General features: G+C 67.9%; 12 protein-coding genes. 6 read left to right on the top strand and 6 right to left on the bottom strand.

Going from position 1 to position 13,487, the window contains the following annotated elements; genetic code table 11:
- Positions 1-2: 2 nt before the first annotated feature.
- Together FMQ63_RS16710 and FMQ63_RS16705 are read right to left on the bottom strand one after the other, a co-directional pair.
- Entirely contained in the window at positions 3-1,130 is a 1,128-nt protein-coding gene (locus tag FMQ63_RS16710; RefSeq protein WP_231405820.1) for an FAD-dependent monooxygenase, read from the bottom strand.
- A 166-nt stretch (positions 1,131-1,296) separates the two neighbouring features.
- Positions 1,297-2,145, bottom strand: a complete 849-nt coding sequence (locus FMQ63_RS16705) for an MBL fold metallo-hydrolase (RefSeq protein ID WP_026114009.1) — start codon at positions 2,143-2,145, stop codon at positions 1,297-1,299.
- 103 nt (positions 2,146-2,248) lie between these two features.
- On the opposite strand from FMQ63_RS16705, the gene FMQ63_RS16700 reads away from it, so the two are divergent.
- Positions 2,249-2,743, top strand: a complete 495-nt coding sequence (locus FMQ63_RS16700; protein WP_011553429.1) for a PaaI family thioesterase — start codon at positions 2,249-2,251, stop codon at positions 2,741-2,743.
- Positions 2,744-2,761: 18 nt separating this feature from the next.
- Here FMQ63_RS16700 and def read toward each other — a convergent pair whose 3' ends face one another.
- Both def and FMQ63_RS16690 read right to left on the bottom strand, forming a co-directional pair.
- Entirely contained in the window at positions 2,762-3,367 is a 606-nt protein-coding gene (gene def / locus FMQ63_RS16695; RefSeq protein WP_011553428.1) for a peptide deformylase, read from the bottom strand.
- A gap of 22 nt (positions 3,368-3,389) precedes the next feature.
- Positions 3,390-4,103 carry a ferritin-like domain-containing protein gene (locus FMQ63_RS16690; RefSeq protein WP_225909249.1) on the bottom strand — a complete coding sequence of 238 codons (714 nt, stop codon included), beginning with the start codon at positions 4,101-4,103 and terminating at the stop codon, positions 3,390-3,392.
- 742 nt (positions 4,104-4,845) lie between these two features.
- Between FMQ63_RS16690 and FMQ63_RS16685 the strand changes: the two genes are divergently transcribed.
- The 4 genes from FMQ63_RS16685 (at position 4,846) to FMQ63_RS16670 (ending at position 7,430) form a co-directional block, all read left to right on the top strand.
- A complete protein-coding gene (locus FMQ63_RS16685) occupies positions 4,846-5,646 on the top strand; it encodes a TonB C-terminal domain-containing protein (protein WP_020478761.1) in 801 nt (266 codons plus the stop codon).
- Between the two features lie 47 nt (positions 5,647-5,693).
- Positions 5,694-6,362, top strand: a complete 669-nt coding sequence (locus tag FMQ63_RS16680; RefSeq protein WP_225909247.1) for a hypothetical protein — start codon at positions 5,694-5,696, stop codon at positions 6,360-6,362.
- 76 nt (positions 6,363-6,438) lie between these two features.
- Positions 6,439-6,918, top strand: a complete 480-nt coding sequence (locus tag FMQ63_RS16675; RefSeq protein WP_011553425.1) for a hypothetical protein — start codon at positions 6,439-6,441, stop codon at positions 6,916-6,918.
- 29 nt (positions 6,919-6,947) lie between these two features.
- The gene (locus FMQ63_RS16670) at positions 6,948-7,430 is read left to right on the top strand and encodes an SRPBCC family protein (protein WP_011553424.1); all 483 of its coding nucleotides are present in this window, start codon (positions 6,948-6,950) and stop codon (positions 7,428-7,430) included.
- Between the two features lie 15 nt (positions 7,431-7,445).
- Here the strand turns inward: FMQ63_RS16670 and FMQ63_RS16665 are convergent, their stop codons facing one another.
- Positions 7,446-8,597 carry a fatty acid desaturase gene (locus FMQ63_RS16665; protein WP_011553423.1) on the bottom strand — a complete coding sequence of 384 codons (1,152 nt, stop codon included), beginning with the start codon at positions 8,595-8,597 and terminating at the stop codon, positions 7,446-7,448.
- 294 nt (positions 8,598-8,891) lie between these two features.
- Here FMQ63_RS16665 and FMQ63_RS16660 point away from each other — a divergent pair, with 294 nt between their 5' ends.
- Positions 8,892-9,977 carry an NADH:flavin oxidoreductase gene (locus FMQ63_RS16660; protein ID WP_011553422.1) on the top strand — a complete coding sequence of 362 codons (1,086 nt, stop codon included), beginning with the start codon at positions 8,892-8,894 and terminating at the stop codon, positions 9,975-9,977.
- 77 nt (positions 9,978-10,054) lie between these two features.
- Here FMQ63_RS16660 and carB read toward each other — a convergent pair whose 3' ends face one another.
- On the bottom strand, positions 10,055-13,306 hold the full coding sequence (gene carB / locus FMQ63_RS16655) for a carbamoyl-phosphate synthase large subunit (RefSeq protein ID WP_011553421.1): 3,252 nt from the start codon (positions 13,304-13,306) through the stop codon (positions 10,055-10,057).
- Positions 13,307-13,487 lie beyond the last annotated feature (181 nt).

Genomic DNA, 13,487 nt, shown 5'->3' with positions numbered 1-13,487 from the left:
CCCTACTCGGCGTCGCGCACCAACGCTCGGACCTGCCGGGCGGCGAACCCTTGAGGCACGAGTTGGAAGAGCGCATTACGAATGAAGCGCCCCGCTGAACTCTCCCACTGGGCCACGCGCCCCAGGCTCCATGAACGCGTCACGAAGCTGTTGGCACGCCCGAGCCGACGTTGCTCGTAGGCCGCCAGCGCCGCGTCCACGGGGCCCTCCCCGGCCAGCAGCTCGGCCAGCACCACGGCATCCTCGATGGCCTGACACCCGCCCTGCCCCATGTTGGGCGTCATCGGGTGCGCGGCGTCTCCCAACAAAGTCACCCGGCCCCGGCTCCAGCGGCTGGCAGGCGGCCGGTCGTGGATGTCCGTGCGGATGATGTTCGCTTCGTCCGTCGCGGCAATCAGGTCCGCGATGGGCGCGTGCCACCCGCCGAAGAGGGACTGCAACCGGGCCCGTGTCTCCCCGGGGGCATCCTGCTCTCCGGCCGGAGCATTCTGCGTGGCGAACCAGTACGTTTGCCCGAAGCCAATGGGCACCACACCGAAGCGCGCCCCACGCCCCCACGTCTCTGAAACAAGTCCCGGCGTCGCGCTCGGGACGTCTGGGCACACGCCCCGCCAGCTCGTGTAGCCCGAATAGCGCAGCGGCGCGTCGCCCAGCAGCGCCCCACGCACCACCGAGCGCAGCCCGTCCGCCCCCACCAGCGCATCGCCCGTCACCGAGCTGCCGTCCGACAACCGCACCGTCACCGTCTGGCCATCGTCGTGAAACGCCGTCACGGTGAGCCCCAGCCGGACGTTCTCCTCCCCGGCATGGGCCATCAGCACGGACTGGAGCCGCGCCCTGTGGACACACACCAGAGGCAGCCCCAGCTCCTCCTGAATCCGAGTCACCGGAAGCCGCGTGAGCGCCGAACCCGACGGCTTCAGAATCGCGCTGTCCGTGGGACACGCACCGGCCTGGGCCACCTCGTCACACAGGCCGATGCGGCGCAGGGCCGCCGAGGCGTTCATCTGAACCGTGAGGCCCGCGCCCACCCATTTCAAGGCGTCGGAGCGCTCGAAGACAGTGACGGAGAGGCCCGCGCGCCGAAGCGCGCAAGCCAGCGTGAGTCCACCAATTCCAGCCCCAGCCACGAGAACATGCCTGGGCGATGACGTGCTCATGCGCCGCGCTTTAACAGGTATGCCGTGGCGAGTCGCGATTCATGTGCAACACAGTGACGGGAGGTCACTGCTGCACCACCGCCGCGGAGTTGCCATACGGGGTCTGGCGCTCTGACACGTACTTCACGGGCACGGCTCACCCGAACCAACGGCCCGCTTCGGGAGCGAAGACGCGGACGCGTTCGGCCAGCGACGGCGGCAGTCGCGCGCGCAACGTGGCGTGGACGGATTCAGGAGGAAGCGCCTGGCTGAAGTGCATCAGGACCAGGGCCTCGTTGCGGAACTGGTCCGCGCGCGCGAGGAGTTCGTCCACGTGGAGATGCGCCTTCGCCTGAGCGTCCTGCACGGAGTGGCGCGCGTCGACGAAGGTGCACTCGAGGATGAGCACGCGCGAGTCGAAGAGGCCTGGCTCCGTGTCCAGGACGCGGGACAGGGTATCGGTGGCATAGGCCAACTCCAGCCGCTCCACTTCGTCGAAGAGCGCTTCGCCTGCTTGCCGCCGCCTGGCGATTTCCTGAGGCGGGAGTGACTGGTGCTCGAGCCGGAGCTTCGCGACACGGCGAAAGAACTGGTAGCCGAGCGACGGCACCGGGTGATGCGTCCGGAATGCGCGAACGAACAGACCTTGCCCCAGGGGCCGCACGTCCCCTGGCAACATCGGCACGGTGTGCACCTCCATGGAGGTGTGGTGCAGCCGCGACATCACGGCGAGCGACGCCTGGACGTTCTCCTCGATCTCCGCGGGCAGGAAGACCTGGGGTGCCCCCTTGCCGATGAGCCGACGGATGCCGAGCAGCGAGCCGAGCCCGCTGGCATGGTCCGGGTGCGCGTGGCTCAAGAAGATGCGGTCCGAGCCACAGAAGGAGCGAATGGGTAGCCCCACGTCGAGCACTACGTCCAGTTCGGGGACCTGGAGCGACGTGTACACGCCGCCCACGGACACGCCTCGGACGGTGTAGGGACCTGCCTGGACTTCAGTGAGCATCGACACGGACACTATCCTGGGCATGGACGAGACACGCGACGAAAGGCCCCTGCTGGGCCAGGATGTGCGCATCGTTGCGCCTCCCTTGCAGTCAGGGCCCCACATGGAAACCTCATCTCTCCAAGAAGTCGTCGCGCCAGAAGGCATCTGCTACGGCTGCGGCACCAAGAACCCTCACGGCCTGCACATCCAAAGCTACTGGGATGAGGACGGCATCCACGTGGTGGCACGCCACACGCCCGATGCCCGGTACAGCGGCTGGCCGGAGCTCGTCTACGGCGGTCTGATTGCCATGCTGGTCGACTGTCACTCGAACTGGACGGCCATGGCGTACCACTACCGCGCCGAGGGCCGCTCACCTGGCAGCTCGCCGGCCATCGAATGCGTCACCGGAAGCCTGGGCGTGAAGTTCATCAAACCCACGCCCATGGGCGTCCCGCTCACCCTCCGTGCACGCGTCGAGGGCGAAGTCGGACGCAAGAGCCGAGTCCTCTGCGAAGTCTTCGCGGGCGAGACGCTGACCGCGGTGGGTGATTCCATCTTCGTCCGCGTCGACACGGCCCAGTTGAAGGCCGCGGCGCACGGCCGCGAAGGCTGACGCGAAAGACGTCGTGCCCTACCCCTTGTCGGGCACTGGCAGCCCCAGCTCGGCGCGCAGCTCCTCGGTGCTGCGCCCCGCCTGGTACCGGCGATGGTTCTCCGCGGTGGTGAAGCTCCGTGTCTCCATCCGGTCCACGTAGAGCGTGCCGTCCAGGTGGTCCAGCTCGTGTTGGAGAATGCGCGCGTACCAGCCCCGGGCCTGGACCGTCACGGGCTGGCCGTGCTCATCGAGTGCATCCACGCGCACGGCGCAGGCGCGGGGCACCAGGGCCGCGAAGCCCGACACACTCAGACACCCTTCGTGGAACTCCGCGGGTGCCGCGTCCTCCACCACCAGCCTGGGATTGATGAGCACGTGGAAGGGAACGGGCTTCCGTCCTCGCGCCGCCCGCTCGCTCTCCGAGAGGCCGGCCTGATACTCGGGCCGGTCCTCGATGACGACGACTCGCAGGCCCACGCCCACCTGGGGCGCCGCCAGCCCGACGCCGGGTGCGTCCCGCATCGTGTCGCGCATCTGCTCGATGAGCCGCGCCGTCTCCGGGCTGGCAATCTCCTCCGGCGTCAAATCGCGCGCCTTCCGACGCAGCACCGGGTCCCCTGCCTGGACAATCTTGAGCACCATGCCGCCAGCGTAGCAGGGCCCGCTACGCTCCTGACCGGCGACAATGCTCCACCCACTGCCGTCCGGGAGTGGTGTCCACTCCGCACCGTTCCAGCCCGGGAAAGACGACGTCGTGCAGGGCCTGGACGAACACCTCGAGCTTCCGCTCATGCGGCAACACGCCGTGCGCCAGGAGCATGGAACCCTCCGCATCGGACAGGCCCTTCGCGAAGAGCCTGGGCGACACGCTCTCCTCCAGCATCTCAGGCAGGTACGGCGACAGGAACGCCACGGAGCCCGATTTGGCTGCATGCGCGAGGTAGCCCCACCCCAACCGGCTGTGCGCGACCTCGTCCCGAAGGATGTCTCGAAGCACCGCGCGCACCCGGGGTGGTCCGTCCACGGCCAGCACCGAGGTCAACCCGGCCGTGCTCTCCGTCTCTGAGATGCAGCAGGCGGCGACGACTTCGTAGAGCACGCGCTCACGGAAGCCGAGGGCTTGCGGGGCAGTCTCCCGCGCCACCAGGGGAACGGGGGGCATTACCTTTTGTCCGTAGGTGCGCGCCATCAGCTCGCACATGCCCGCGTGGCGCCGTTCGTCCTCCGCAGCGCGGCTCGCGAGTTCCACCAGCGTTTCGGGCGTGGCCAGTTGCTCGAGCGCTCCCGCCAATCGGGCGAAGCGCAGCCCCGCCTCCAGTTCCTCCTGCCTGCGGAAGACCCAGGTCTCCGCGACGAACTGCCGGAGCGCGTCTGGCATCGTTCTACCCGGTCTCCGCAGCAAGCGCTGGTCAGCCGGAAAGCCATCATCAGGAGCGTTGTTCATGGTGGCCTCGAAGCACTGAGCGTAACCGACGCGCGAGACAGACGGCGGTAAAGGAATCGCTTGTCGCAGTGAGTCATTGCGTTGGACACCGCACGGTCGCACCCCATGTCCTGATGGGGACTGCACGCAATGGCGCGCACAGCGGGACGTAGGCGTGTCCAGGCCAAGGTCCGTGCTGGGTATGCTGGTAGGACGTGGAGACCCCGTCCCAGGGAGCGTGAGAGTCGAGATGCGGAGGATGCGACGACTCGGCGGGGCCGCGCTGGTATCGCTCGTCATCCACGTGGGGCTGCTCTTGCTGCTCGGGTCTGTCGACCCGCCGGAGCGTGCACCTCGCCGGGCCGTCACGTCGAAGCCGCTCGCGGTGGACATCGTCACCACGCCACCTGTGCTGACGCCCCCACCTCTCCCGAGGCAGCCTGCACCCTCGGCGTCCACGCCTCGTCCCAAGGGAAAGCGGGTGAGAAAGACACCGGCCGGGGATGGCCTCGTCGCAGCGCCATCCCCGGCACCTCCCGACGCACCCGACACGGGTGCTGCGCCGGAAACCACCGCATCGCCGCCGGACGCCCCGCGCAGGCCGCAACAACTCCACGTTGGCGCCGAGTCCCTGCCCTCGTTCCTGGTGCCAGGAGGAGCGCCACTCGCCGGTCCAAGGACACCGAGTGGACGCACGTTGCGCCCTGGCGACCCGGCACCTTCCCGTGAGCAGCTCGCCGCGCAGGAGGAGGCCATCGTCGCGGGGCGTGTGGAGGAATTCATCGTCGACAATCAGGCCCAGCTTCGCGTCGCCAACGGTCTCATCGACCCGTATTTCAGCCGCCTTCGAGAGGCGCTTGAGAAGGGCCTCGAAGATGCGCCGGTATTCCCAGGAACCAGCCTGGTGAATCAGGCAGGGACCGCCTGGGCTTCCCGAGCCAGCAGCTTCGGTGCGGCTGGCAACCCAGGAGACGGCCCACCGCCGAAGGCGCCCACCACGACCGAACAGCTCTACGACCTCCAGCAGCGCGCCGGAGACGACTCCATGGAGCGCCCGCGCCTCTTGGCCCAAGCGGGTCAGGAGCTCCAACATCTGGCCACCGGTGGCGGCTCGAAGCTCGTCGTGACGCTGGAGCTGACGCAGGAGGTGGATGGCACCCTGCGCGATGCGAAGCTCATCTCGCTGAGTGGCAACCCGGCCTACGACGCCTACGTCCTGAACGCCATTCCGGCGTCACTTGCGAAGCTCGCTGCGCCACCCGCTGGCGCGCGAGGTGTCCGAGCCGACGGCATCCATACCTTGTGGGCCGTGGAAGGCCGCGTCGTGTACCTGCGCAAGCTCAAGGAACTGAAGGGACAGGACGCCTGGTACATCGCCGCGACGAGCGCTGCTGGCATCCTGGCCGGACGCTTCGAGGAGACGACGGGCGAAATCGAGGTCATCGACTTCCGCAACCCACGGTTCGTGTGCCGGTCCCACTTGTTGCGCGTCTACTGATGCGAGATCACGGGCGCTCATCAGCGCGGCTGCACGTACAGCAGGTCATGGGCGAAGCAGTGTCCGACATGAAGAGTGTCCATGCCTTGCGCCTCGCGACCGTCGGCGAGAAGCTCCTCGGCGTGACCGACACGTTGAGCAAGCCTGTTCCGGAAGATGTGCTCGAAGCTGCGGATGCGCTCCTTCTAGACGGGCAGTTCATCCTTGCTATCAAGCTCTTCAAGGAGCGAACGCGCTGTGGTCTCCACGATGCACTCGAGTGGATCACACATCGCACCGAAGCGCTGATGGAACTCCACCCTCGATTTCGTGCGGAGGAAACGGCAAGGAAAGAGAGGGAGACGTCTCCTTCTTCTTGGCGCACGCAGGGGCTGGAGAATCTGTCCCAGTTGGCCCGTCCGCCCTGTGCCGTGGAGGCAATTTGGGATGGAGACTCGACGGGTTGGCTCCTCACGCTCGAAGCGATTTTGCCCGGAGCGTCTAGGGAGCATCCGCGGTTCACGAGCGTCCGCTTGGTCACCATGCGCGGAGAATCTGGGGACATGCGGTTCATCCAGGGGAGCGTCCCATCCTGGTCCGGAAAAGAAATCGCAGAGGAACTTGGCCAGATTGCGCATGAGCGATGGGGAATCCCCTTCTACTTCCCTTCGCCGGACAATCCGATTGATGACGCTCCACGCTGGTGGGATTCGCAGCTGGAGCCGGGTACGCCTTGACGATTTGCAAGCACGGGCGGAACAGCCCCATCCGGTCCCACTTGTTGCGCGTCTACTGATGCTAGGCTGACGCGCCATGGCTCGTCGCAAGAAGGCCGATGAAATGGCCTCCCGCGTCCGAAACCTGCTCGCGATGGACGCCGCGGGCATCATGCGCAGGCTCGATGCCCGCCGGGATGAGATGTTCGCCCTCTTCTCCCGCCTGCGCAGCCGCGAACCGCTCCTGGGCACCATCGCGTCACGGTACGCCGACGGCGCGTTCGACCAGCTCATCCACCTGCCCGAGCAGGAACAAGCCGTGGTGGACCACTTCTACGGCCGCCTGGATGAGCTGCGCTGGTACTTCACGTACACCGAGGACATGCCCGGCACCGCCCAACTGATCTTCTCCAAGCTGCACAAGCGGCTGGAGGAGTCCTACCGAGTGCTCGTGGTGACGCTGGGCCCACCGGTTCCGCCAGATGGCTCGCGCGTGGTGGATGTCGAGGCCGTCCGGCACGACGCCGCCGAAGCTCCACCACGGAAGACGCTGACACGAACCACGCGGCGCGCGTAGGCCGCACCGCCCACGAACAGGATGCCCCCGTGACGAACACGACAGGCCCTGGGAAGAGAATCGACACGGCGTCGCGAGTCATCGCGGCCTCGCCAGGAGCCCTCTACCGGGCCTTCGTGGAGCCCGAGGCCGTGGCGACCTGGCTCCCACCGGAAGGCATGAAGGGCCACATCCACGCGTTCGAGCCACGCGCGGGCGGGACGTACCGGATGACACTCTCCTACGACAATGCGGACCACACCGCGCCCGGGAAGACCTCCGCGCACGAGGACGTCGTCGAGGGCCTCTTCGTGGAGCTCGTCCCCAACGAACGCATCGTGCAGCGATTCGAGTTCGAATCGGATGACCCCGCCTACGCGGGCACGATGACCATGACCTGGACGCTGACGCCCGTCGCCGGGGGAACCCGCGTCACCGTCACCTGTGAAGACGTGCCCGAAGGCATTCGCCAGGAAGACCACATCGAGGGACTGACCTCGACCCTGGCGAACCTCGCAGCCTACACCGAGTAGCCGAACGTCCCTGCCTCACGCCGCGGGAGCAGGCACAGCGGCCACTCCGGCATCCTGGGCCGGGCGCTTCGGCGCGAGCTTCCGCATGGACGTCTTGCCCACCACGACGTCCACCATCTTCTTCGCGCGGGTCCAGACGCTCTCCTGCACGTAGGGGATGCCGTACTTCTCGCAAAGCGCCTTCACCTGCGGCTGCACCTCGCGGTACTTCAGCATCGGCAGGTCCGGCCAGATGTGGTGCTCAATCTGGTAGTTCAGCCACAGGTGGGCGAAGTCGTTCAGGTCCCCGCCCGTGCGGTAGTTCGCGCTGCCAATCACCTGCTGCACGTAGCGCTCGCCACGGCTCTCCGGCTTCGAGTCGAACCGGTACAAGTCCTCGCCCGTGTGGTTCGGCCCCACCACCAGGAACGTGTGCAGGCTGGTGAGGATGTCCGCCATCACGGAGTTGCAGAACGCGCTGAACGACGCCCACGGCCCCAACACCAGGTAGAGCGCCGGGAAGAGCCCGAACTGCACGGCCGAATACGGCAGATAGCAGCTCAGCAGCAGCTCCTTCAGCTCCTCGCGCGTCAGCTCCCCACCCTTGCGCCGGCCCTTGCGGCGCAGCGAACTGAGCGTCTCCGGCGCGTAGTAGCTGGCCCGCCACGTCAGCGCGAGCAGCGAGAGCTGCACGTACCGCAGCGCCAGCGAACGCTCCGGGTTGCGCAGCGTCCCCTCCGCGTTGCGCTCCAGGAGGTCGGGGTCCGCATCCTCTCCAGTGTGCGAGTGGTGGAGCACGTTGTGCTCGAACACCCAGGCCTCCGGCAGCATCCAGTCGAGCCAGTCCAGATAGCGGCGGCTCCCCTTCGCGAAGCCCTTACCCGTGCGAGACGCCGGAAGCCCCGGCACTCGGTCGTAGCCCCGATGCCCCACATGGTGCATCAGCAGCCAACGCGTGGACCGCCCGACACTGAGCGCCGCCGCGCTGAGCGGGTTCGGCGCCAGCCAGCAGGTCGCCGCACCCAGCGCGGTCGCCGCCCGACCCCAGCGCTCAATCTTCCGGAGGTGCGCCGCATCCGCCTCGCCCAGCGATGCGTCCAGTTGCTCACGAAGCGCCTTCAACTCACGGTGAAACCCCTCCACGTCCACGGAAGAAATGTCGAAGTCGGGGGCAGCCTGGGACGGCATGAACGGCTCTCCTCGGTCGCGGAGATGGACACGGGCGAAGGGGGGCAACAGCTCGGCGCGAACCGTAGCCGCCAGGGTCCGCGGGCGTCCAGCCACGCTTTGCCCTCGGCCCCTGCTTTCGAACGAGGCCATGCGGAGCCCCGAGGCGCAGGTTATACCCCGCGCCTCGAGTCCGGCTCACAGGGCGACATTGACGTCAAGGGGAAGCAGGCCGCCGCGCGGCACGGCAAGCGGCCTGGCGCCCCCATCAGCCCGAGCGAATGGACCCGCCCACATCGAAAGCGAGATGCCGTCATGACCGACCTGTTCGCGCCCCTCGAGCTCCGAAAGAGTGTCATCGCGCCCAACCGCATCTGGCTGGCGCCCCTGACGAACACCCAGAGCCATCCCGATGGCACGCTCTCCGACGCGGAGCTTCGCTTCCTCGCGATGCGCGCCGATGGCGGGTTCGGCATGGTGGAGACGTGCGCCGCCTACGTTTCCCAGGACGGCAAGACGTGGCCGGGCGAGCTGGGCGTTCACGACGACGCGATGCTGCCCGGACTGAAGCGAATGGCCGCGCGCATCCATGAAGGGGGCGCCCTGCTCTCCGCGCAGCTCTTCCACGGAGGACTTCGCGCCAACGCCGAGGTCAGCCAGCGCGAGGTGTGGAGCGCCAGCGCGTATGACGCGGACGGCCTCCACTGCCGCGAAGCCACCGAGGCCGACATCGAGGGCGTCATCGCGGCCTTCGCGAACGCGGCGCGCCGCTGCGCCGAGGCGGGGTTCGACGCCGTGGAACTCCATGGGGCGCACGGCTACCTATTCTCGCAGTTCCTGAGCACCGTCTTCAACCGCCGGCAGGACCGATGGGGCGGCTCGCTGGAGAACCGCTGGCGCCTCCTTCAGGAGACAGTCCGCGCGGTGCGGCGCGCGGCGCCCTCCCTGGTCCTCGCCGTGCGCCTGTCGCCGGAGGACGCGAGGCAGGCCAGGGGCCTGGACCTGGACGAGTCGCTGGAGGTCGCGCGCATGCTCACGCGCGAGGGCGTGGACATCCTCCACCTGTCCCTGTGGAAGGCGGCCCACAACACCCTGAAGCGGCCGGACCAGCACGCGACGCCGCTCTTCCGGCAGGCCGTGGGCACCGGTGTCCGCATCGTGGTCGCGGGCGAGGTGCGCACGCGCGAGGAGGCAGAGGCCCAGCTCGCGCGCGGGGCGGATGCCGTGGCCGTGGGCCGAGCGGCCATCGCGAACCATGACTGGCCGCGCCGCGTGCAGCGAGGCGACGCGCTCCAGGTGCCGCCGCTGTCCCCCACCACGCTCAACGCCGAGGGCCTGTCCGACGTCTTCGTGAACTACATGCGCAACTGGCGCGGCTTCGTGACGGACCAACCGGCCTGAGGCGGCCCGGAAACGCAGACGGCCCCACTCCCAGGAGGAGCGGGGCCGCATGACTCACGTCCAGCGAGCGCTGCGTTTCAGCGCCGCGTGCCCGGGGGCGCCGCGTTGATGCCCAGGTACTCCTGGAGCGGCTTCACTTCCAGTTCCGTGCACTTGAGCGACTCCAGCGCGCCCACCGCCATCCGCGCCGCCTGCACCGTCGTGTAGTACGGCACCGAGTGCATCAGCGACTCGCGGCGGATGGAGAAGCTGTCGGCGATCTCCTGCTTGCCGAAGGTGGTGTTGATGACCAGCACGATTTCGCCGTCGACAATCTTGTCGACGATGTTCGGGCGGCCCTCCGTCACCTTCTGCACCACCTGCGCCTCGATGCCCTTCGTCGCCAGGTAGGTGTGCGTACCGGAGGTGACGACGAGGGAGAAGCCCATGCTCCGCAGGCGCCGCGCCAGGTCCACCACCGCCGGCTTGTCGTCATCCTTGACGGAGATGAACACCTTGCCGCTCTTGGGCAGCTTCACGCCCGCGGCGAGCTGGCTCTTGGCGAAGGCGGACGCGTAGTCGTTCGCCAGGCCCATCACTTCGCCGGTGGACTTCATCTCCGGCCCGAGGATGACGTCCACGCCCGCGAAGCGCGCGAAGGGGAACACGCTCTCCTTCACCGCCACGTGCTTGAACTCCGGCTCCTGCGTGACGCCCAGCTCCTTGAGCGTCTTGCCCACCATGCAGAGCGCGGCGATCTTCGCCATCGCCACGCCGGTGGCCTTGGAGATGAAGGGCACCGTGCGGCTCGCGCGCGGATTCACTTCCAGGATGTAGATGGTCTTCCCCTGGATGGCGAACTGCACGTTCATCAGGCCCACCACGCCCAACTCGCGCGCCAGGGCGATGGCCTGGTCCTTCATCCGCTCCACCAGGTCCGGCGACAGCGAGTGCGGCGGCAGCGTGGCCGCGGCGTCACCGGAGTGCACGCCCGCCTCCTGGATGTGCTCCAGCACGCCGCCAATCATCACCGCGCCGGTGCGGTCCGCCACCAGGTCCAGGTCCACCTCGATGGCTTCCTTCAGGAAGCGGTCGATGAGCACCGGGTGCTCGGGCGATGCGCTCACCGCCTCGCGCATGTACCGCTCCAGGCTGGCCACGTCGTAGACGGTCTCCATGGCCCGGCCGCCCAGCACGTAGGAGGGCCGCACCATGACGGGGTAGCCAATGCGCTCGGCCACCTTGAAGGCCTCCGCGTGGCTGCGCGCGACGCCGTTCTCCGGCTGCTTCAGGCCCAGCTTCTCGATGAGCGCGGCGAAGCGCTCCCGGTCCTCCGCGCGGTCGATGGCGTCCGGCGACGTGCCCAGGATGGGCAGGCCCGCCTTCTCCAGCGGCACGGAGATGCGCAGCGGCGTCTGGCCGCCAAACTGGACGATGGCGCCCACCGGCTTCTCGCGCTGGGACACCTCGAGCACATCCTCGATGGTCAACGGCTCGAAGTAGAGGCGGTCCGACGTGTCATAGTCGGTGGACACCGTCTCCGGGTTGCAGTTGACCATCACCGTCTCGTACCCGGCCTCGCGCAGCGCGAAGGCGGCGTGGACGCACGCGTAGTCGAACTCGATGCCCTGGCCGATGCGGATGGGGCCGCTGCCCAGGATGAGCACCTTCTGCCGGTCCGTGGGCGGCGCCTCGTCCTCCTCCTCGTAGGTGGAGTACAGGTAGGGCGTGTACGCCTCGAACTCCGCGGCGCAGGTGTCCACCCGCTTGTAGACGGGCCGGATGTTGCGCGCGTGCCGGTGCGCCCGCACCTCTTCCGCCGGGTAGCCGAGCAGCCGGCCCAGATACTTGTCGGAGAAGCCGTGCGCCTTGGCCTGCCGGAGCACCTCGTCCGGAAGCTGGTCCAGCCGCCCGTACTCCTGGAGCGACTGCGCCTCGTTCACCAGCATCTGGATGTAGCGAAGGAACCAGGGGTCGATGGCGGAGAGCGCGTGCACGTCCTCCACCGTCATGCCTTCGCGGAAGGCCTGGGCCACGAACCAGGGACGCTCCGGGCGAGGGATGCGCAGCGCCTCGCGCAGCACCTTCTCCCGCTCCTCCTTCTCCGCCGGCAGCTCCGGGGACTCCAGGCCCACGCGGCCCAGCTCCATGGAGCGCAGCGCCTTCATGTACGCCTCCGGGAAGGTGCGGCCAATGGCCATCACCTCGCCCACCGAGCGCATGCTCGTGGTCAGCGTCCGGTCCGCGTGCGGGAACTTCTCGAAGTTGAAGCGCGGCACCTTCACCACCACGTAGTCCAGCGTCGGCTCGAAGGAGGCCGGCGTGTCGCGGGTGATGTCGTTGCGCAGCTCATCCAGCGTGTAGCCCAGCGCCAGCTTCGCGGCGATCTTCGCGATGGGGTAGCCCGTCGCCTTCGACGCCAGCGCGCTGGAGCGCGACACGCGCGGGTTCATCTCGATGACGACCATGCGGCCGTCCTTCGGGTTGATGCCGAACTGGATGTTGGAGCCACCCGTTTCGACGCCAATCTCCCGGATGATGGCCAGCGACGCCTGCCGCATCCGCTGGTACTCGCGGTCCGTCAGCGTCTGCGCGGGCGCCACGGTGATGGAGTCACCGGTGTGCACGCCCATGGGGTCCAGGTTTTCAATGGAGCAGACGATGATGACGTTGTCCGCCGTGTCGCGGACCACCTCGAGTTCGTACTCCTTCCAGCCCAGCACGCTCTCCTCCACCAGGATGGTGGTGGTGGGGCTGGCCTTCAGGCCCGAGCGGCAGATGGTCTCGAACTCCTCGCGGTTGTACGCGATGCCACCGCCGGTGCCACCCAGCGTGAAGGACGGGCGGATGATGGCCGGGAAGCCGATGTCCTCCACCAGGCTCATCGCCTGGTCCAGCGTCGTCGCGTAGCCGCTCTTGGGCAGGGCCACGCCAATCTTCTGCATGGCCGCCTTGAAGAGCTGGCGGTCCTCGGCCTTGTTGATGGCGTCCAGGGACGCGCCGATGAGGCGCACGCCGTACTTCTCCAGGATGCCCTGCTCCGCCAGCGCCTTGGCGAGGTTGAGCGCAGTCTGGCCACCCATGGTGGGAAGGAGTGAGTCCGGTCGCTCCGAGGCGAGGATGCGCTCCGCCGCCTCCACCGTAATCGGTTCGATGTAGGTGCGATGCGCGAACTCAGGGTCCGTCATCACGGTGGCGGGGTTGCTGTTGAGCAGCACCACCTCCACGCCTTCATCCCGGAGTGCCTTGATGGCTTGTGTACCGGAGTAGTCGAACTCGACGGCTTGCCCGATGACAATCGGACCCGAGCCAATCACCAGAACCTTGCGGATATCGGTACGCTTGGGCATCGGGGCGCCCCCATACCAACCTCCGCCCCCACATGCGAGGACTGTGTTGAAGCCGCCTGCTCGCACGGACGCCGGGCCCCGCCCGCGGTCCTCTGCTAGGCTCCGCCGCCCACGGAGGTTCCATGCGCCACTGGTCCCTGGCACTGCTCGTTTCGCTCGCGTCCCCCGCCCTCGCCCAGGA

This window comes from Myxococcus sp. CA005 (genome assembly GCF_006518205.1).
Classification (GTDB): Bacteria; Myxococcota; Myxococcia; order Myxococcales; family Myxococcaceae; genus Myxococcus; species Myxococcus xanthus.
This window is presented reverse-complemented; position numbering and strand designations above follow the sequence as displayed.

Excerpts from the sequence above, each read along its gene's own strand:
- FMQ63_RS16660 (WP_011553422.1), top strand. The coding sequence starts at position 8,892 with ATGACCGACCTGTTCGCGCCCCTCGAGCTCCGAAAGAGTGTCATCGCG.
- FMQ63_RS16700 (WP_011553429.1), top strand. The coding sequence starts at position 2,249 with ATGGAAACCTCATCTCTCCAAGAAGTCGTCGCGCCAGAAGGCATCTGC.
- carB (WP_011553421.1), bottom strand. The coding sequence starts at position 13,306 with ATGCCCAAGCGTACCGATATCCGCAAGGTTCTGGTGATTGGCTCGGGT.
- FMQ63_RS16705 (WP_026114009.1), bottom strand. The coding sequence starts at position 2,145 with ATGCTCACTGAAGTCCAGGCAGGTCCCTACACCGTCCGAGGCGTGTCC.
- def (WP_011553428.1), bottom strand. The coding sequence starts at position 3,367 with ATGGTGCTCAAGATTGTCCAGGCAGGGGACCCGGTGCTGCGTCGGAAG.
- FMQ63_RS16665 (WP_011553423.1), bottom strand. The coding sequence starts at position 8,597 with ATGCCGTCCCAGGCTGCCCCCGACTTCGACATTTCTTCCGTGGACGTG.
- FMQ63_RS16675 (WP_011553425.1), top strand. The coding sequence starts at position 6,439 with ATGGCTCGTCGCAAGAAGGCCGATGAAATGGCCTCCCGCGTCCGAAAC.
- FMQ63_RS16690 (WP_225909249.1), bottom strand. The coding sequence starts at position 4,103 with ATGCCAGACGCGCTCCGGCAGTTCGTCGCGGAGACCTGGGTCTTCCGC.
- FMQ63_RS16680 (WP_225909247.1), top strand. The coding sequence starts at position 5,694 with ATGGGCGAAGCAGTGTCCGACATGAAGAGTGTCCATGCCTTGCGCCTC.